We start from the raw sequence: 18358 nt of genomic DNA on the forward strand, positions 1-18358 counted from the left end.
CACTCGCCTCTTCTTACCAGTTGCGCTGGGCGCGCAGCAGCAGCGAGACCGAATCCTGGTCCTTCAGCTGATACGTCGTCGCCGGCTTGGCCACAGCCGCAGCCACCGGCGCATTCGCATTCCCCGTGAACTTCTGGTCAAGCCTGGTCCAGGCGACGTCCGCCGAGAAGGTCAGGTTCTTGACCGGCGTCCAGCGCGTGATCACGCCCACCGTGGAGATGTTGAAGTCCGGATTGCAGTTCGCCGGCGTGATGCCGAGGGCAACCATGCCGGCGCCGTTGCAGATCAGGGCCTTGGCGGTCGCGTTGTAGGTCACCGCGCTCCAGGAGCCGTAGATCGCGGTGTTCCAGGCCGGATCCCAATTGTGGGTGAAGGCGCCGCGGAAGCCGTAGGTCGTGGTCAGCTGCTGTTGGGTATTGGCTCCGAACACGGAATCGGACACGCCGGCGAAGCCCAGGCTCTGGAAGGCGCCGGGCACGTTGGTGCCGCCGTACATCGCGTAGTTGATCGGTGCGAGGCTCTGGAAGTTGTAGCGGCTCGCGCCGTTGGTGTAGACGCCCTGCACGTTCAGCGTATCGCCCGGACCGGTCGGAATGTTCTTGATCGAGAGGGCGAGCTGGCCGGCATATCCCCATTTGTCGGCCGGATGCCCGGTGGTTTCATTGCCGCCGAAGAAGGCGGCATGATTGTCGTGAGCCGCGAAGGACGCCTGGAACAGGCCCCAGGCCTGGTCGACACGCACCATGCCGACGATGTCGGGCGCGACGTTGCCGCCGAAATTCGACGCGCCATAAGCGCCCGTGATCACGCCGGCCGCGGTCTGCCCGGCCGTGTTCCAGATCTGCGATTGCGAATATTGCGTCGCGTCCTGCAGCGAGATCGCGGCCGTGATGCCGGAGCCGAAGTCGGCGGTGTAGGTGAACTGGTTGACGCCGGTGATGGTGCCGCCGCCGCCGGTCAGACCGTCGAAATTGTTGCCGGGATAGTTCGCCCAGGGCGCATCGAACTGCGACACGGCCTTGCCCATCGTGAAGCCTGCGAACTGGATGAAAGCATAGAAGACGCCGAGCGTGCCGCCTGCGATCGCGTCACCCGTATAGGTCGATGGGTTGGAGCCCGTCGTGGTGCCGCCCGTCCACTGAAACACGCCGTCGAAGAAGGTGCGGACGACGCCGTACTCCGTCGCGGTGCGAGTGTCGATATTGAGGTCGGCCCGCGAGCGGGTCGTGTAATAGTTGCTGAGACGGTTCCGAGCGCCGCCAGCGCCGTTCACGGCATTCTGGAAGATGGTGTTGGTGCCCAAGCCGGCTTCGGCGCGCAGATAGCCGCCGAGCTTGATGCAGGTGTCGGTTCCCGGGATGTAGAAGAACCCCGCGCCGTACATCGAGCAGACCCGCACATACTCGACCGCTTTGGCCTTGATCGGAAGGTCGGCTGCCTGAGCCCCACTCATGGCGAGCAACGTCGCCGCTGAGCCCAGAACAAGGCTCCTCACAGTCTTCATACTAACCTCCAAAATTGCTCAGTTCAGACCGGCCCGGCTCGACATCGAACGACCGCCCCCACGGTCAGCCCGTCTCCAGCTGCACCACAGTGCTCGCGCATAGCGTGGCACTCGGAACGATCGCGAGGCGAACTTGGTGTTTTATCGGACCATTCTCGTGGCCGGCCGGATCATGCATGTGGCGCGACGACGGCGCGGCACGCCCGCATCCGACACTCCGGATTAATGTGTGCCCGGTGCACGCGACCGCTGGATGCATGTCGCGGTTGTGGCGGCAATGCAGCGGCATTGATCTCAACGCGGGCCGACATGCGCCATGACCCGCAAGTTCAGCGCCCCGCTGCCGACCACGCCATGTGCGAGATATCTGTCCGGTGAGCAAATCGTGCGATCGTCGAACGGCGCAGGGTCGTCCCTCTCACGCATGTGTGAGCAGAGCAGCCACACAGCCGTCGCGAAGATCCAGCCTGATGCCGCCGCACCTTCCGGTTGCTTCCGGGAAAGCGAAACGCTCGTCAGGCGTCGGCAGGGATCTCGACGACAGCACGGAGGGGTTCGACAGATGGCAGCGATCGCGCAGACACCGATGAAACGAAGCGAACCATGAAACAAAGAAAAACCCCCGGCGGTTGCCCGCCGGGGGTTCGTCAGACCGTCGTCAGACGATCAGAAGTTGCGCTGAGCGCGGAGCAGCAGCACAGCCGACTGCTGATCCTTGAGCTCGTACACCGCGGCCGGCTTGGCAGCGGCAGCGTTGCCGGTCGAAGCGATCACGCCCGAGTTCTTCTGGTCGAGCCAGGTGTAGGCGAAGTCAGCCGAGAACGTCAGGTTCTTGACCGGGGTCCAGCGGGTGATCACGCCGACGGTGGCGAGGTCGAAGTTCGGGTTGCAGGTCGAGCCCGCACCGAACGCCGCCAGCACCGCGCCGCTGCAGATCAGGCCGCGAGCCGTGTCGTTGTAACGAACAGCAGCCCAAGAACCGTACACCGCAGTGTTCCAGGCCGGGTTCCAGTTGTGGGTGTAGCCACCACGGAAGCCGTAGGTCGTGGTCAGCTGCTGCTCACCGCCCGTCGCGAAGACGGAGTCGGCGATGCCAGCAATGCCGATGCTCTGGTAGGCGAGCGGGTTACCCGTGCCGCCGTACATGGCGTAGTTGTTCGGCAGCAGGCTGTGGAAGTTGTAGCGGCTCGCACCGTTGGTGTAGACGCCCTGGATGTTGATGGTGTCGCCGGGGCCGGTCGGGATGTTCTTGATCGACAAGGCCAGCTGAGCAGCCCAACCCCACTTGTCAGCCGGGTGACCGGTGACTTCGGTGGCGCCGTAGTAGGCGGTGTGGTTGTCATGCGCAGCGAACGAAGCCTGGAACAGACCCCAAGCCTGGTCGACGCGGACCATACCGACGATGTCCGGAGCGACGTTGCCGCCGTAGCTCTGGGCGCCGTAGACGCCGGTCACGAAGTTCGCAACCGTGTTGCCGGTCGTGTTCCAGAGGTTGTTCTGGGTGTAGGCCGTCGCATCCTGCAGCGAGATCGCCGCCGTGATGCCCGAGCCGAAATCAGCCGTGTAGGTGAACTGATTCACACCCGTGACCGTGCCGCCGCCGCCGGCGAGACCGTCGAAGTTGTTGCCCGGATAGTTGGTCCAGGGCGTGTCAAACTGCGACACGGCCTTACCCATGGTGAAGCCGGCGAACTGGATGAAGGCGTAGTACACGCCGAGCGAGCCGCCCGCGATGCCGTTGTCGGTCGCGCCGTAGGCCGACGGAGCCGAGCCGGCGAAGCCACCGGTGGTCCAGGAGAAGGTCAGGTCAGCGAAGGTGCGGACCACGCCGTATTCGGTCGCGGTGCGCGTGTCGATGTTCAGGTCCTGACGAGCGCGAGAGGTGTAGTAGTTGCTGAGGCGGTTGCGGGCGCCGCCCGAACCGTTGAACGCGCCGTTGAAGTCGCTGTTCGTGTTGAACGCGGTTTCAGCGCGCAGATAGCCGCCCAGCTTGATGCAGGTGTCGGTGCCGGGGATGTAGTAGAAGCCCGCACCATACAGGGAGCAAACCTTCACATACTCGACCGCTTTGGCCTTGATCGGAAGGTCGGCCGCCTGAGCCGCGGACATGGCGAGCAGAACTGCCGCCGAGCCGAGGACAAGGCTCTTAACCGTCTTCATTTAAACCTCCAAGTTGCTCTTTTGAGAAAGAACCGGACCAGGATCCCCCAGGACGATCCGCTTCCTCCGCTCCCGAAAAACCGCTTCAGTCGCTTCGCGCCATCGGACACACCCGCATCACGCGAGGGACTTAAGCGAAACCACCTGTTACGGGACGATCGAGTAACCCCCCACCGTCGTCAGGAACTATGCCTTCGCTCATTCGGTAAGCAAAATAGTTTATGCAGTCAGGTAATTGAATGAAGCCGAAATGTGTCTTGAGGGCAACACCGAGGCAGCTTGTTGTGCAACGCAAGGGGCTCTGCGGATTACCTCCTAGATAAGTGATTTTGTTGCGGATTTTTTTTCTTTAGGGTCGAGTCTCGTACTGGATCTCCTGAGCAATGGCGCCCTTGAAGAACATGTCTGCCGCACCTGTGGAAACGGACGCGCAACCGCAGACGGCTGAAAATCCGCCGAAGAATCGCGACGCCATCCTCCGCTTCGCCCGCGAAATCTCGACCATCAACGTCCATCTGGAAGAGCTGCGTTACTTCTGGGCCAAGAGAATCGGCATCAGCGGGCCGCAATGGATGATCCTGATGGCGATCTCCGAGCTGGATAAGGGCGAAGGCGTCGCCGTGAATGCGGCGGCCAAGCGACTGCACGTCGATCCGTCCTTCGTCACGACGCAATCGAAGCTGCTCGAGAAGAAGGGCTTCATGGAGCGGAAGCCCGCCGCCAACGACGCGCGCGTCGTGCTGATGTCGCTGACGGACAAGACCTCGCAACAATTTGCCGAGCTCGAAACTCAGCAGTTGCAGATCTTCGGCTTCATCTTCGAGGAATTCGACGCGCACGAGCTTGCGACCTTCACGGACAAGCTCGCCGGTCTCAAGGACCGCTTCGAAAAGGCCAGTGCCCGACTCACGATGGGTCTCTGACGACCGATCGGATCACGACCGACAATCCCGAACTGTCGTCAGGCCCGCCGCCGGACCGGCGCCGGGTCAGCCCACCACGCGGGGACGCGCGACCAGGCGGCGCGCGAGCCAGTCGAAGACGAAAGCATCCGCCTCCAGCGCAGCAGCGCCTTCTCCCGACACGATTTTGAGCGTGATGTCGGGGTGCTCGCGCCTGATCTGCGCGACGAGCCGCGTCGCGATATCCGCCCGCAGCCAGCCGCGTTCCGGCACTGTCACCAGCAGCGGGCACGTAATCTGCCGTGCCGCGAGGCCATCGCTTGCGATCGGCATCCGGCCGCGCGCACTGCCGGCGAGTCGGCGCGACAGGAAGACCCGTTCGTGAATGTCCCACAGGCCGGCATCGCACACCGCGGCCGCATAACGCGGGTCGAGGGCGATGCCGCGCGCGACGAAGGATGAGCTCCAATCGTCGGCAAGGATCGCAATCCGGCTGTCGTCCACATCATCGCGCGACGTGACGTAGTCCGTGACGCTCGCAATCGCCGATTCAAGATCGGGGCGGCCGACGATCTCATCGAATCGGCATTCCAGGCCACTCCCGAGCAGATCGACGACGAGAAGGGCCAGGCCGCGCTGTTCCGCGTGATATGCGAGCTTGAACAGCGACGTCTCCTTGCGACGGCCGGGCTCCCCGATGCAGATGACGGTGGGCGCCCTGCCCGCCTCGCCGCGCGCCGGCAGAAAATAAGCTTCGAGCGGATAGTCGGCGCGCCAGGGAATCGTCACGACCTCGCCTTGCGGGTCGGTCGAGCGCAGGAAGTCGCGGGCACATTCGCGCATGCGCGCCAGCGCGGCCGATTGGTGCGACCGGGAACTGCTGAACGGACAAGCCGCCGCCTCATAGCAATCGACCGCCCGGGACCATTTGCGAAACGCGAGTTGAAAATCACCGGTGGTGGCAGCATCGCTTGCAGCAGACTTCATCCCGTCCGCGCAGGCCATCCACTCGCAATACCAGGACTCGTCATCGCTGGCATCGATCCGCTGCGCGGTGGCGAGACATTCCGCCAGGTCCGCCCGACCGTCCGGCCGCGCCTCCAGCAGACGCGTGATCACACCAGCCAGATCTTCTTGCTCCGACCACGGACGCAGAACTTCCAGAGAGCCTTCCGAACTCATCTTGGACTGATTCCCCACTCACGCGACGGTGTATGTCCCCGTCATCTTACGGTCATCGTGACCATCCGGGGTTTTCCGGTCAAGCACATGTGTCAGGATTTTTCGCTTTGCGAACCTCAGCCCTGCCGCAACGCCAGCGGCTCAGTGCCGCATCTCGCGATGAGGGCCTGACGCCGGTTTCGGCGCCGTTCCGGGATGGCGCGCACGGACGCGATGACGCACGTCAACGGGGACGCTCTGAAATGAAAACGCCCAGAAGCGAAGCGCTCAGAAAAGAAGAAGCCCCCGGCGGGGCATCGCCAGAGGCTTCCTGGGGTTTAACATCGGATCGTCAGTCTTACAGTTGCAGTGTCGTCCTTGCGGGGACTGATGGATATCAGGCGAGCAAAAATTAGCTTATCAACTCACCTGTTTTCAACATCATTTTTCAAAAAAATACCGTCCCTCGCCAAGCCGTTCGACTATCGAATTTGCAGCGCACAAACAGGGCCAAAGCTGCCGCGTTGGGCAACGCGCCTCCCCGCCATGCAGCTCGTCAAGCCGGGTTTCGTTCGTCGAGGTCCCAGCACAAATAGCAAAAACCCCCGGCAGTTGCCTGCCGGGGGCTCTTGAACCGGATCAGATGATCAGGATCAGAAGTTGCGCTGAGCGCGGAGCAGCAAGGACACCGAGTTCTGGTCCTTGAGCTGGTAGGTCACGCCAGCCGGCTTCGCGACGGTGGCCGAACCCGGGTAAGCAATGTTGCCCGAGTACTTCTGGTCCAGGTTGGTCCAGGCCACGTCAGCCGAGAAGGTCAGGTTCTTGACCGGGGTCCAGCGGGTGATCACACCCAGCGAGGAGATGTTGAAGTCGGGGTTGCAGGTGAAGCCCGCGCCCGCCAGACCAGCCATCGCCGCGCTGCCGCAGATCAGGCCCTTGGCAGTGTTGTTGTAGGACACGGCAGCCCACGAACCGTAGATCGCCGAGTTCCAGGACGGGCTCCAGTTGTGGGTGTAAGCACCACGGAAGCCGTAGGTCGTGGTCAGCTGCTGGTCGCCACCGGTCGTGTAGACCGAGTCGGCCAGGCCAGCGAAGCCGAGCGTGCCGTAGACGCCAGCCGTGCTGCTGCCGCCGTACATCGCGTAGGAGGTCGGCACCAGGCTCTGAGCGTTATAGCGGCTCGCACCGTTGGTGTAGACGCCCTGGATGTTGATGGTGTCGCCGGGGCCGGTCGGGATGTTCTTGATCGACAAGGCCAGCTGAGCAGCCCAACCCCACTTGTCAGCCGGGTGACCGGTGACTTCGGTGGCGCCATAGTAGGCGGTGTGGTTGTCATGCGCCGCGAACGAAGCCTGGAACAGACCCCAAGCCTGGTCGACGCGGACCATACCGACGATGTCCGGAGCGACGTTGCCGCCGTAGCTGGCCGTGCCGTAGGCGCCGCCGACGATGCCTGCACCGGTGATGCCAGCGGTGTTCCAGATGTTGGTCTGGTAGTAGCCGGTCGCGTCCTGAGCCGAGATCGCAGCCGTGATGCCCGAGCCGAAGTCGGCGGTGTAGGTGAACTGGTTGACACCGGTCACGGTGCCGCCGCCGCCCCACAGGCCGTCGAAGTTGTTACCCGGATAGTTGGTCCAGGGCGTGTCGAACTGCGACACGGCCTTACCCATGGTGAAGCCGGCGAACTGGATGAAGGCATAGTACACGCCGAGCGAGCCGCCCGCGACGCCGTCACCGGTGTAGGCCGACGGAGCCGAGCCAGCGGTGTTGCCGGTGGTCCAGGTGAAGGTCAGGTCAGCATAGGTGCGGACCACGCCGTACTCGGTCGCGGTGCGCGTGTCGATGTTGAGGTCCTGACGAGCGCGGCTGTAGTAGTAGTTGCTGAGGCGGTTGTTGGCGCCAGCCGAACCGTTCACAGCGTTGTTGTACTGGCCGTTCGAGGCGAACGACGTCTCGGCGCGGACGTAGCCGCCGAGCTTGATGCAGGTGTCGGTGCCGGGGATGTAGTAGAAGCCAGCGCCGTAGAGCGAGCAGACCTTCACATACTCGACCGCCTTGGCCTTGATCGGAAGGTCAGCTGCCTGGGCCCCAGACATGGCGACGAGAACTGCCGCCGAGCCAAGGACGAGGCTCTTGATCGTGTTCATAGTGTTAAACCTCCAAGTTGCTCAGTCAGGGAAGGTTCCGCCTCCGCTGGGTGTGAACACCCTTGGGTTGGACCCGTTATCCCTCTTCGACCCGTCGCTCAGCCGCTTCGCGCTATCGGACACACCCGCATGAACGCGAGGGACTTGAGCGAACGACCTAAACGGGACGACGTCGGGATGCCCCCCTTCGTCGTGGGAGCAGAATTACCGAAGGTCTTTGCACACGCAACAAAGGAACCATCATTGCGGCGGCCGAGCGGCGCCTTTTCAAACCGGTGTTGCAGAAAAGGCACGCAACCGTGGTTCTGCGGGAACAGCTAAGGTGCTGTTTATGTTACTGTTTTATAACAACGCAATCTTGGGTGCGTTCACCCTGGGGCACTCGCCTGCCAGGAACGCGCCTCAACTCAGGCGGTGCGGGTCACGAATCCGGCCGACGTCGCGCGGAGAGAATCGCAACGGGAGTCCGCGCCGCCCCGCCGCATATAGAGAGCGGCGGCATATAGACAGAGAGCCGCTGTCTCCCCGCTGCTTCGAGCTGATCGGCCGCCCCCTGGCTCGTGTCCCGACCGGGCAGTGCCCCGTTCCTGGAGGCCTGGTTAGGGCCGCGGACCTGTGAGGATTTCGAAATCGCGTGCAATCTGCCGCTTGCGGCTCAGCGCGCCGTGGGGCATACCGACCCCATCCGGAGAGGTGGCCGAGTGGCTGAAGGCAACGCTTTGCTAAAGCGTCATACGGTCTCAAGCTGTATCGAGGGTTCGAATCCCTCCCTCTCCGCCAGACATCTGGCGACGCCACCTCCCCCACTCTGATGGCTGATGCGCGATCCCGACGACCGGCGCTCGTGAGGGCAGCCGCGTCGCGGGCAATCTCGAATCTGAAGACAGTTCCGGCGCAGGCCGCCGCGACAGGGTGAGCTGGCCAAGCCACGGGACACCTGACGCCCCCAGTTCAATCGAACAGGCTGCGGCTGATGTTGATCACGAACGCCGCGGGCACGCCGATCACGGCGCCGACAAAACCATAGCCGAGGGCCGCCCACCACGAGGCCGCGCCTCCGGCGCCCATCACCGCACCATAGGCGGCGCCGAGGCCCGTGCAGAGCGCGGTCACGACGATGAGCCGGCGATCATTGGTCGCTTCGATCCGCAGCCGCCGCAGTTCGCGCCGGCTTTGCACCACCGGCCCTGCCGGCTCGGTCGAGCCGCAGTGCGGGCACGCCACCGCGCTGAACGAGACGCCGTTGCCGCAGTCATGGCAGCCGGTCAGCTCTTGCTGCCTCGCCTGTCGCCGCGCCTGACTCATGCCACCATCCCGCTTCCTGCGTCACCTTAAGACGACAGATAGGAGATCTAGAGGCGCGCGGCGAGAGCTCAGCCCTGCAGCCAGGAGCCCTGCGGCCACGACGATCCGGATGACGGATCGCATATCGACCAGCAGCGACATCGCCTTGATGGCGCGATTCGGCATCTGCCTTCGCTGGACGCGGAGTGTCGGCCGCGCCGCGGAGGGATCGCGTTCAGCGCGCGCTCATCCAGGCGCGAGCCTCGCGCTGCGCCGTGGCGATCTCGGCGTCGGTCATCTGCTCGGCGATCTCACGGCGCATCGCCACGGCATCCACGCGTCCCTTCAGAGCGGCGAGGTTGAACCATTTGTGCGCGGCGATCAGATCGACCACACCGTCGCGGCCGCTCGCATAGAGCATGCCGAGCTCGAACAGCACGTCGCCATTGGCGCCCTGCTCGGCGGTGGTCACGTCATCGAAATTGAGTTGTCCCTGAAACATTGTCGCTCTCCTTCTCGCAAGGAGGCCGCTCGCACCCGAGCCCTGCCCCCGTCCAACTGTTCAACGCCTGGTTAGTCCCCATGCCGTCTCGCGGCTTATGCGAGAAAGATGACCGATCAAGTTTGAAAGGCAGTTTAAGCGTTGTGCTGAACGAGCCCTGAACGCGGAACCCCGCATTCGACAGGGCGCGCCTCAATACATTGAATCGCTTCAACTTTTCCGAGCCGTCAAAGAGCGGTTTACCGTTCTGTTTGGCAAAACCATAACCATCCACGACGACGATGGATGTGACGCCGCGCACGGAGGAGAAGCGCGGGCTGGGAGGCTGACGCGGACGAGCGCTCGCGTCGCGTTGCGACGTCCCGCGCGCGAGCGGGCGAGAGCAGCAGGGCTCCGAGCCGACGACGCGCTCGCGCGCAGCCGATCAGCTGTGGTCCCGTGCAACGATGTGAGAGATTGGGAGAGCGCTTGTCACCCGAGGCGCAGGGCTCGGGGATCTCGGCTCTCGGGGATCGAGGGCGTCGGCGAACACGTCAGGATCAGATCTCGCTCTGGCTTGTCGCCGCTCGCGAGATTGCAGATCGAACAGCGATCTGCACCGAACGAAGAAATCCTGTTTCTTCTGCCGGACCGCTCCGCCGCAGCATCGCTGCCTCGAACTCGATCCGACCGTTGACCTGATGTCTCGCCGACACCCTCTATCGTCGGTTGGGGACTAAGGATGGCTGCCGGCTCTGAACGAGCTGGGCACACCTTCGTTCCAACGACGTGCCGGCTTCAAGCTGCCGGACTCATCTCGCAGCGAACTGCGAGAGTTACTTCTTCTTGGCGACCTTCTTGGTCTTCTTGGCAGTCTTCTTCGCCGCGGTCTTCGCGACCTTCTTCACTGCCTTCTTCGCCTTCTTCGCTTTCTTGGCCATGTTGCCCTCCGATGTGAGTTGGCTTAGTCGATGCGTGCACTCGGGAATCGAGATGCACTCCATATCGATACACCAACGAGTGAAAAAAAACAGCTTCCGGCTTAAGGAAGTGTTGACACGCGCGCGCGCGTACGGCTGACGAAACGCGCGAAGCAGCGCGACGGCCGACATCGGAAATGCGTTTCCGCGTCGGCGCAGCGGCGAGCCTGCTACTAATAGCGATCGCAAGAAAAGCCTACGCTGCAAGGATTTCCTGAATTGCTGCTAGATCAGGCGGCAGCGGCGACAACTCCGTTGCGCAGCGCAGACTCACATCGGAGGAGCCGCTCGCGGACTCCGAGTCGTAAATTTTGGCAACGAAAAAATTTTCATCGTACACACCGTCGTGCGCGTTCGATCGCTCGCGAACGGTGGCTTTTTTGCGAATCGCGTGCGGCGATTCGCTGGACGCGAGCCAAACGAAAACGGCGCGCACCGTGGTGCGCGCCGTCGGAACGAAGACCAGCGATCGTCGTTTCAGATGCCGAGCTTGCTCTTCAGCAGATCGTTGACCGCCTGCGGGTTGGCCTTGCCGCCCGACGACTTCATCACCTGGCCGACGAACCAGCCGGCGAGCTGCGGCTTCGCCTTGGCCTGCGCGACCTTGTCCGGGTTGGCGGCGATGATCTCGTCGACCACCTTCTCGATCGCGCCGAGGTCGGTGACCTGCTTCATGCCGCGGCTCTCGACCAGCTCGCGCGGATCGCCGCCCTCGCTCCAGACGATCTCGAACAGGTCCTTGGCGATCTTGCCGGAGATCGTGCCCTCGCCGATCAGCGCGACGATGGCGGCGAGCTGCGCCGCCGACACTGGAGAGGACGAGATGTCGCGGCCTTCCTTGTTGAGACGGCCGAACAGCTCGTTGATCACCCAGTTGGCGGCGAGCTTGCCGTCGCGTGCGCGGTCGGACAGCGCCTCCAGCACGCCTTCATAGAAGGCCGCGCTCTCGCGCTCGGCGACCAGCACCGAGGCGTCGTAGGGCGACAGGCCGAGATCAGCGATGAAGCGCGCCTTCTTCTGGTCGGGCAGCTCGGGCAGCGCGGCCTTCAGCTCGTCGACGAACGCCTGAGAGAACTCGAGCGGCAGCAGGTCCGGGTCCGGGAAGTAACGGTAATCATGCGCCTCCTCCTTGGAGCGCATCGACCGCGTCTCGCCCTTGTCGGGATCGAACCGGCGGGTTTCCTGCTCGATGACGCCGCCGTCCTCGATGATCTCGATCTGGCGCCGCGCCTCGGCCTCCACCGCCTGGCCGATGAAGCTGATCGAGTTGATGTTCTTGATCTCGCAGCGGGTGCCGAGCGGCCCGCCCGGCTTGCGCACGGAGACGTTGACGTCGGCGCGCAAGCTTCCCTTCTCCATGTCGCCATCGCAGGTGCCAAGATAGCGCATGATCGAGCGCAGCTTGGTCACGTAGGCCTTGGCCTGCTCGGCGTCGCGGATGTCGGGCTTGGAGACGATCTCCATCAGCGCCACGCCGCAGCGGTTGTAGTCGATATAGGACAGCGACGGCGACTGGTCGTGCAGCATCTTGCCGGGGTCCTGCTCGATGTGCAGGCGCTCGATGCCGATGGTGGCGGTCTTGCCGCCGTCGAGCTCGACCGTGATCTCGCCCTCGCCCACGATCGGGTCCTTGTACTGGCTGATCTGGTAGCCCTGCGGCAGGTCCGGATAGAAATAGTTCTTGCGGTCGAACACCGAGCGCAGGTTGATCTTGGCGTTCAGGCCGAGCCCGGTGCGCACGGCCTGGCGCACGCACTCCTCGTTGATCACCGGCAGCATGCCGGGCATTGCGACGTCGACCAGCGACACATGGGTATTGGGATCGCCGCCAAAGGCGGTGGACGCGCCTGAGAACAGTTTGGACTTCGAGGTGACCTGGGCGTGGATCTCCATGCCGATCACGACCTCCCAGTCGCCTGTTGCGCCCTTCATCAGCTTGCCGCTGGTTGCCGTCATGGCCCTCAACTCCCCATCAGCGCGGAGACGATCCGCTCGAATTCGATATCCAACGCATCGGTCGCGACCGGCTGCCCGGCCTGGCGGTACCAATAGGCCGCATTGCCGAGGTCACCCTCGACGCGGTGCAGATGCGCGTGCGCCCAGGCCGCGTCGCGGCCGGTCTCGTCCTGAATGATCTTGTGCGCCCGGTCCCAATCGCCCTTCGCCAGCCACCACAGGCCGGTCAGCACGGGCGTGAGCCCGGCCGCGGGCTTATCGCCCGCGAGGCTCGTCTTGAAATCGGCGACGCTCACCACCACCGAACGGGCGTGAAGCGGCCCGCCGCCTGCTCGATGACCTCGCCGAGCGAGAACAGCGTCTCCTCGTCGAACGGACGGCCGATCAGCTGCAGCCCGAGCGGCAGTCCCTGCGCGTCCTTGCCGGCCGGCACCGCGATGCCCGGCAGGCCGGCCATGTTCACGGTCACCGTGAAGATGTCATTGAGATACATCTCGACCGGATCCGCGCCGCCCTTCTCGCCGATGCCGAAGGCAGCCGACGGCGTCGCCGGTGTCAGGATCGCGTTGACCCCTTGCGTGAAGCAGTCCTCGAAATCCTTCTTGATCAGCGTCCGAACCTTCTGCGCCCGGATGTAGTAGGCGTCGTAATAGCCGGCCGACAGCACATAGGTCCCGATCATGACGCGGCGCCGCACCTCGGCGCCGAACCCTTCGGCGCGGGTGTTCTCGTACAGCTCGCCGATCGACTTGCCGGGCACGCGCAGGCCGTAGCGGACACCGTCGTAGCGGGCGAGGTTCGAGGACGCCTCCGCCGGCGCCACGATGTAATACGCCGGGAGCGCGTATTTGGTGTGCGGCAGCGACACCTCGACCAGTTCGGCGCCGGCCGCCTTGAGCCACGCCGCGCCCTCGCTCCAGAGCTTTTCGATCTCGGCCGGCATGCCGTCGAGACGATACTCCTTGGGAATGCCGATCTTCATGCCCTTCACCGACTTGCCGATGGCGGCCTCATAATCCGGCACGGGGAGATCGACCGAGGTCGTGTCCTTCGGATCGTGGCCGGCCATCGAGCGCAGCAGGATCGCGGCGTCGCGGGTCGAGCGCGTGATCGGCCCGGCCTGGTCGAGCGACGAGGCGAAGGCGACGATGCCCCAGCGCGAGCAGCGGCCATAGGTCGGCTTGATGCCGACGGTGGCGGTGAACGCCGCCGGCTGGCGGATCGAACCACCGGTGTCGGTCGCCGTCGCGCCCATGCAGAGCAGCGCGGCCACCGCCGAGGCCGAGCCACCGGACGAGCCGCCCGGCACCAGCGTGGTGTTGGAGCCCTCGCGGCGCCAGGGGTTGCCGACCGGGCCGAAATACGAGGTCTCGTTCGACGAGCCCATCGCGAACTCGTCATTGTTGAGCTTGCCGAGCATGACCGCGCCGTCGCGCCACAGCTGCGAGGTCACGGTCGACTCATAGGTCGGCACGAAATTGCCGAGGATTTTCGAGCACGCGGTGGTGCGGACGTCCTTGGTCGCGAACAGGTCCTTGATCCCGAGCGGAATGCCGGCGAGCGGTCCGCCGTCGCCCTTATTGATCTTGGCGTCGGCCTCGCGCGCCATCGCGCGCGCCTGGTCCGGCGTCTCCATCACGAAGGCGTTCAGCGCCCGCGCCTCCTCCATCGCCTTCAGATGGGCGTCGGTCAGCTCGAGCGACGTGAAAGTCTTGTCCGCGAGGCCCTTGCGGGCCTCGGCGAGCGTCATCGAAGTCAAATCGGTCATTTGTTGATCGGGCTGCAGAAGAAGGGGGAAAGCGTCTTGTCGTCGGCGGCATCGTCGGCGAAGAACTTGTTCGTCTTCGCCTTGGTGGTATTCGCCTTGTTGGCGTTGGCCGCTTCGAGCTGGTCGAGCACCTCGTTCACGGCCTTGTCCGGATCGGCGGCCTTGCCCTGCCGCTCCATCGCGTCGAGATAATCCATGTAGGCCTTGTAGGCCGCTTCATCGTCGCAGAGCAGGCACATCGGCGTTGGCTCGCTTATCGGTTTGAAGGAGCGGATCACGCGCGACGGGTGCGCGGAGCTGCCCCAAGCTATTCCACGACCTTCGGCACGAGAAAGAAGTTGTTCTCGGTCATGGGCGCGTTCTTGACGATGTCGTCGGCGATATCGCCGTCGGTGACGACGTCCTGGCGCTTCTTCATCGCCATCGGCGTCACCGAGGTCATCGGCTCGACGCCCTCGACATTGACTTCCGAGAGCTGCTCCACGAAGGCCAGCATCGCATTGAGCTCGCCCTGCAGATGCGGGACTTCGGCGTCAGTGACAGCGATCCGCGCCAATTGCGCGATCCGGCGGACGGTGGCGGCATCGACCGACATTATATAGGGCCTCACGGGACAAGGTGAACCCGCCCTATAGCAGAGCCCGGTTTCGCGCCGCAACCGGCAGGCTCTGGACTTTCCGAGGGCAGCGCCCCGCCCTCGAGGTCTCTGGCGGCGTCAGCCCGCCATCCGCGCGAGGCGCGCCAGCGCCTGTTCGGCCAGCGTCCGCGTGAGCTCGGCCGCCGGGATCTCGCGGCCGAGCGGCAGTGCCTGCCCGGCCCAGAGATTGGTGAAATCCACCTTGCCCTGCTTCTCCGCTGCGGCCTTGAGCGGCCCCAGCGCGGTCGCGGCGTGCGGGAACGCCGGTGCGTCCGGCGAGACCGGACCGACCTCGCGCATCACCCGGTTGGCGACGCCGCGGGCGAGCCGCCCGGTCATCACATTGGTGATCACGGTCGATTCGTCGTCGGCAGACGCGAGCGCGGCGCGCGCGATCGCGCTGACCTTGGATTCCGGACAACGCAGAAAGGCGCTGCCGATCTGAACACCGCAGGCGCCGAGCGCGAACGCCGCGGCAATACCGCGCGCGTCCGCAATGCCGCCGGCGGCGATGACGGGCAGCTTCACCGCGTCGACGATCTGCGGCACCAGCGCGAAGGTCCCGACCTGCTCGGCGAGCTTGTCGGTCAGGAACATGCCGCGATGGCCGCCCGCCTCCGCGCCTTGCGCGATGATGACGTCGGCGCCGTTCCGTTCCAGCCACACCGCCTCGCGCACGACCGTCGCGGAGGCCATCACGATCGCACCGGTCGCCTTGACGCGCGCCAGCAGGCCGGCCTCCGGCAGACCGAAATGAAAGCTGACGATCTCCGGCCTCAACTCCTCGACGACGGCGCACATCGCCGCGTCGAACGGCGCGCGGTTGGCGGCCGTGACCGGCGCCGCCGGATCCACGCCATACTCCTTGTAGTAAGCGCCGAGCCGCTGCTTCCAGCCGGCCTCGCGGACGGCATCCGCCTCCACCGAAGTATGGCAGAAGAAGTTCACATTGATCGGCGCGGAGACGCGCTGGCGGATGATGTTGACCTGTTCGCGGGCCTTGTCGGCGCTCAGCATGGCACAGGGCAGCGAGCCGAGGCCGCCACCTTGCGCGACGGCGATGACGAGATCGGCATCCATCACGCCGGCCATCGGGGCGAGCACGATCGGGTGTTCGGTCTTGACGAGATCCAGGAAGCGGCGATCGGGCCACATGGTTCACCTCACTCTTCTTCGTTGCGCGGCAGCCAGGTCGCGTTGCGCCGCCCCTGCAGGATCCGGGTGGCCTCGCCGACGATCCGCTCGACGATCTCGCCGGCCGGCGGGATATCATGGATCAGGCCGACCGCCTCGCCTGCGATGACGGCGGCGACATCGAAATTGCCCTCGGCCCTTGCCGTCACATAGTCGGCCGACACGCGCTCGACCTGCTGCAGCAATTCGACCTCCCGCCCCATCCAGCGCCGCGCATGGTCGTTGATCAGGCATCGTCCTGTGAACGGCGCCGGCCAGACATTGTTGCGCGACAGGTCGAAGATGATGCCGCGAACCGTCTCGCCGGATTTCGCAGCGCAGATGCGCCGCTTCGCATCCTCAGCGCCCGCGGCTTCCTGGCTGGCATAGAACCGCGTGCCGAGCAGCACGCCATCGGCGCCGAGCGTGAGCATCGCGGCAAGGCCACGGCCATCCGCGAGACCACCGGCCGCCGCGACCGGCACGCGCCCCGCCGCGAGGTCGACGATCGCAGGCACGATGTCGAGCGTGGTTCGCGAGGCGCCATGGCCGCCGGCTTCGGTTCCTTGCGCGACCAGGATGTCGGCTCCCGCGGCGAGCGCCTGCTCCGCCATCGCTTCGTCCTGCACCTGGCAGATCAAGGGTGCTCCGACCTGCTTGATAGCGGGTGCGAAGCGCGCGGGATCGCCGAAGGACAGCATCACCGCCGCGGGCTTCGCCGCCAGCGCGATGTCGAGCAGCTCCGGCTGCCGGGCCAGCGACCAGGTAATGAAGCCGATGCCGAACGGCGCACTCAGGCGCTTGAGCTTGGCCGTTTCCTGCGCAAGCCAGACGCGGTCGCCGTAGCCGCCACCGAGAATACCCAAGCCGCCGGCTTCGCTGACCGCGCGCACCAGCCGCGCATCGGCGATCAGGTCCATCGGCGCCAGCAGGATCGGATGGATCGTGCCGAGCTTTTCCGTCAGCGGCGTTCTCAGCATCTGCCCTTCCCTGGTGTCTGGACGCGAACCCTAGGCGCGGCTAGCATTCTCACAAAATGAATAGTTGAGAACTCTGCCATCGCAGATTCAAAACGGAGAGCGGCTGTGGAACTGAGCGACCTGCAGACCTTCGCCGCCGTGGCCCGCACCGGCGGCATCACGCGCGCCGCCGAAATCCTGAACACCGTCCAGTCCAATGTCACGCAGCGGATCAAGGCGCTGGAAGCCGAGATCGGCACGGCATTGTTCGAGCGCCACAGCCGCGGCATGACATTGACCGGCGCGGGACAACGCCTGCTGCCCTACGCGGATCGCCTGGCGGCCTTGTCCCGCGAAGCCGTGCTCGCCGCGCGCGACGACGGCGAGCCGAACGGATCGCTCATGATCGGCTCGATGGAGACCACCGCCGCGGTACGCCTGCCGACGCGTCTTGCGGATTTCCACCGGCGTTTCCCGGCCGTTTCCTTGAGCCTGCGCACGGCGCCGACAGCCGAGCTCGTCGCCGGCGTGCTCGACGGGACGCTCGATGGCGCCTTCGTTGCCGGACCGATCGATCATCCCGATCTCACCGGCGTGGTCGCCTTCGAGGAAGAGCTCGTGCTGGTGACGGCCAGGCGCTTCGAAAGCCTGCCGGCCTTGCGCGCGGCCACCATCGCCTCCGGTCCGACCGCGCTGATGTTCAGGGCCGGCTGCACCTACCGGCAGCGCCTGGAGCAGGTCTTCAACGCGTTCGGCTGGCCGGCGGCGGCCCGCATCGAGCTCGGCACCCTCGACGGCATGATCGGCTGCGTGGCCGCCGGCATGGGCGTCGCCTTGCTGCCGCGCGCCGTGGTGACGCGACACGAGATGAGCGGCAGCATCGGACTGCACACGCTCGATCCATCACATGCCCAGGTCGAGACGCTCTTCATCCATCGCCGCGCCGGACATCGCAGCAGCGCCTTGTCCGCCTTCATGGAAGGCTTTGGCCGCGGGGATCGCGACATCGCGGCGTGACTTAGCTCGCCCGGAGATTGTGCGCGCCGTTGTTGGCGCGCAGCACATTCCTTGACACGAAATGATCCGGCATCGCGGTGAAGCCCGGCCATTTCGACCGATGCGACGTTCGGGCGCTGTGCAGCGCACGCAGCCGAAAAACGCTTTGTCGCACGCTCCTGCACTACGTTAGGATGCGGCGCTGGCCAGCGCGAAAACCAACAAACGTCAACATGTCGGAGGAAATGCG

The 18358-nt window shown here is 64.8% G+C and carries 15 protein-coding genes and 1 tRNA gene; 3 read left to right on the forward strand and 13 right to left on the reverse strand.

Annotation, left to right across the window (positions count from 1 at the left end; all coding sequences use genetic code 11):
- Positions 1–13: 13 nt before the first annotated feature.
- A complete protein-coding gene (locus ACQR1Y_RS00400; RefSeq protein WP_434862103.1) occupies positions 14–1504 on the reverse strand; it encodes a porin in 1491 nt (496 codons plus the stop codon).
- Between the two features lie 666 nt (positions 1505–2170).
- Positions 2171–3664 carry a porin gene (locus tag ACQR1Y_RS00405; RefSeq protein ID WP_434862102.1) on the reverse strand — a complete coding sequence of 498 codons (1494 nt, stop codon included), beginning with the start codon at positions 3662–3664 and terminating at the stop codon, positions 2171–2173.
- 383 nt (positions 3665–4047) lie between these two features.
- Here ACQR1Y_RS00405 and ACQR1Y_RS00410 point away from each other — a divergent pair, with 383 nt between their 5' ends.
- Positions 4048–4587: a MarR family winged helix-turn-helix transcriptional regulator gene (locus ACQR1Y_RS00410; protein WP_434862101.1), complete on the forward strand. Its 540-nt coding sequence runs from the start codon at positions 4048–4050 to the stop codon at positions 4585–4587.
- Between the two features lie 66 nt (positions 4588–4653).
- Here the strand turns inward: ACQR1Y_RS00410 and ACQR1Y_RS00415 are convergent, their stop codons facing one another.
- The gene (locus ACQR1Y_RS00415) at positions 4654–5748 is read right to left on the reverse strand and encodes an alpha/beta hydrolase family protein (protein WP_434862100.1); all 1095 of its coding nucleotides are present in this window, start codon (positions 5746–5748) and stop codon (positions 4654–4656) included.
- Positions 5749–6380: 632 nt separating this feature from the next.
- On the reverse strand, positions 6381–7874 hold the full coding sequence (locus tag ACQR1Y_RS00420; RefSeq protein WP_434878603.1) for a porin: 1494 nt from the start codon (positions 7872–7874) through the stop codon (positions 6381–6383).
- 687 nt (positions 7875–8561) lie between these two features.
- On the opposite strand from ACQR1Y_RS00420, the gene ACQR1Y_RS00425 reads away from it, so the two are divergent.
- A tRNA-Ser gene (locus ACQR1Y_RS00425) sits at positions 8562–8654 on the forward strand.
- 171 nt (positions 8655–8825) lie between these two features.
- Here ACQR1Y_RS00425 and ACQR1Y_RS00430 read toward each other — a convergent pair.
- The 9 genes from ACQR1Y_RS00430 to ACQR1Y_RS00470 all read right to left on the reverse strand — a co-directional run bounded on the left by ACQR1Y_RS00430 (position 8826) and on the right by ACQR1Y_RS00470 (position 17133).
- On the reverse strand, positions 8826–9179 hold the full coding sequence (locus tag ACQR1Y_RS00430) for a hypothetical protein (RefSeq protein WP_434878602.1): 354 nt from the start codon (positions 9177–9179) through the stop codon (positions 8826–8828).
- A gap of 214 nt (positions 9180–9393) precedes the next feature.
- Positions 9394–9660, reverse strand: a complete 267-nt coding sequence (locus tag ACQR1Y_RS00435; protein WP_434861717.1) for a hypothetical protein — start codon at positions 9658–9660, stop codon at positions 9394–9396.
- Between the two features lie 1436 nt (positions 9661–11096).
- Positions 11097–12575, reverse strand: a complete 1479-nt coding sequence (gatB, locus tag ACQR1Y_RS00440) for an Asp-tRNA(Asn)/Glu-tRNA(Gln) amidotransferase subunit GatB (RefSeq protein WP_434861716.1) — start codon at positions 12573–12575, stop codon at positions 11097–11099.
- A 5-nt stretch (positions 12576–12580) separates the two neighbouring features.
- Positions 12581–12877, reverse strand: a complete 297-nt coding sequence (locus tag ACQR1Y_RS00445; protein WP_434878601.1) for a hypothetical protein — start codon at positions 12875–12877, stop codon at positions 12581–12583.
- On the reverse strand, positions 12868–14343 hold the full coding sequence (gatA, locus tag ACQR1Y_RS00450; protein ID WP_434878600.1) for an Asp-tRNA(Asn)/Glu-tRNA(Gln) amidotransferase subunit GatA: 1476 nt from the start codon (positions 14341–14343) through the stop codon (positions 12868–12870). Before gatA ends, ACQR1Y_RS00445 begins: the two co-directional genes overlap by 10 nt.
- Positions 14340–14582, reverse strand: a complete 243-nt coding sequence (locus ACQR1Y_RS00455; protein ID WP_172132737.1) for a hypothetical protein — start codon at positions 14580–14582, stop codon at positions 14340–14342. Before ACQR1Y_RS00455 ends, gatA begins: the two co-directional genes overlap by 4 nt.
- A gap of 68 nt (positions 14583–14650) precedes the next feature.
- Entirely contained in the window at positions 14651–14938 is a 288-nt protein-coding gene (gene gatC / locus ACQR1Y_RS00460) for an Asp-tRNA(Asn)/Glu-tRNA(Gln) amidotransferase subunit GatC (RefSeq protein WP_009027600.1), read from the reverse strand.
- A gap of 120 nt (positions 14939–15058) precedes the next feature.
- Complete coding sequence (locus tag ACQR1Y_RS00465; RefSeq protein ID WP_434878599.1) at positions 15059–16135, reverse strand: NAD(P)H-dependent flavin oxidoreductase; 1077 nt, start codon at positions 16133–16135, stop codon at positions 15059–15061.
- An 8-nt stretch (positions 16136–16143) separates the two neighbouring features.
- Positions 16144–17133, reverse strand: coding sequence for an NAD(P)H-dependent flavin oxidoreductase (locus ACQR1Y_RS00470; RefSeq protein WP_434878598.1), 990 nt, complete (start codon positions 17131–17133; stop codon positions 16144–16146).
- 105 nt (positions 17134–17238) lie between these two features.
- Here ACQR1Y_RS00470 and ACQR1Y_RS00475 point away from each other — a divergent pair, with 105 nt between their 5' ends.
- Positions 17239–18129: a LysR substrate-binding domain-containing protein gene (locus ACQR1Y_RS00475; RefSeq protein ID WP_434878597.1), complete on the forward strand. Its 891-nt coding sequence runs from the start codon at positions 17239–17241 to the stop codon at positions 18127–18129.
- Positions 18130–18358: the final 229 nt, after the last annotated feature.

This window comes from Bradyrhizobium sp. HKCCYLRH3099 (genome assembly GCF_051167855.1).
Taxonomy (GTDB): domain Bacteria; phylum Pseudomonadota; class Alphaproteobacteria; order Rhizobiales; family Xanthobacteraceae; genus Bradyrhizobium.

Coding starts and splice junctions, on each gene's coding strand:
- ACQR1Y_RS00400 (WP_434862103.1), bottom strand. CDS start 1,504: ATGAAGACTGTGAGGAGCCTTGTTCTGGGCTCAGCGGCGACGTTGCTC.
- ACQR1Y_RS00405 (WP_434862102.1), bottom strand. CDS start 3,664: ATGAAGACGGTTAAGAGCCTTGTCCTCGGCTCGGCGGCAGTTCTGCTC.
- ACQR1Y_RS00410 (WP_434862101.1), top strand. CDS start 4,048: ATGGCGCCCTTGAAGAACATGTCTGCCGCACCTGTGGAAACGGACGCG.
- ACQR1Y_RS00415 (WP_434862100.1), bottom strand. CDS start 5,748: ATGAGTTCGGAAGGCTCTCTGGAAGTTCTGCGTCCGTGGTCGGAGCAA.
- ACQR1Y_RS00420 (WP_434878603.1), bottom strand. CDS start 7,874: ATGAACACGATCAAGAGCCTCGTCCTTGGCTCGGCGGCAGTTCTCGTC.
- ACQR1Y_RS00430 (WP_434878602.1), bottom strand. CDS start 9,179: ATGAGTCAGGCGCGGCGACAGGCGAGGCAGCAAGAGCTGACCGGCTGC.
- ACQR1Y_RS00435 (WP_434861717.1), bottom strand. CDS start 9,660: ATGTTTCAGGGACAACTCAATTTCGATGACGTGACCACCGCCGAGCAG.
- gatB (WP_434861716.1), bottom strand. CDS start 12,575: ATGACGGCAACCAGCGGCAAGCTGATGAAGGGCGCAACAGGCGACTGG.
- gatA (WP_434878600.1), bottom strand. CDS start 14,343: ATGACCGATTTGACTTCGATGACGCTCGCCGAGGCCCGCAAGGGCCTC.
- ACQR1Y_RS00455 (WP_172132737.1), bottom strand. CDS start 14,582: ATGTGCCTGCTCTGCGACGATGAAGCGGCCTACAAGGCCTACATGGAT.
- gatC (WP_009027600.1), bottom strand. CDS start 14,938: ATGTCGGTCGATGCCGCCACCGTCCGCCGGATCGCGCAATTGGCGCGG.
- ACQR1Y_RS00465 (WP_434878599.1), bottom strand. CDS start 16,135: ATGTGGCCCGATCGCCGCTTCCTGGATCTCGTCAAGACCGAACACCCG.
- ACQR1Y_RS00470 (WP_434878598.1), bottom strand. CDS start 17,133: ATGCTGAGAACGCCGCTGACGGAAAAGCTCGGCACGATCCATCCGATC.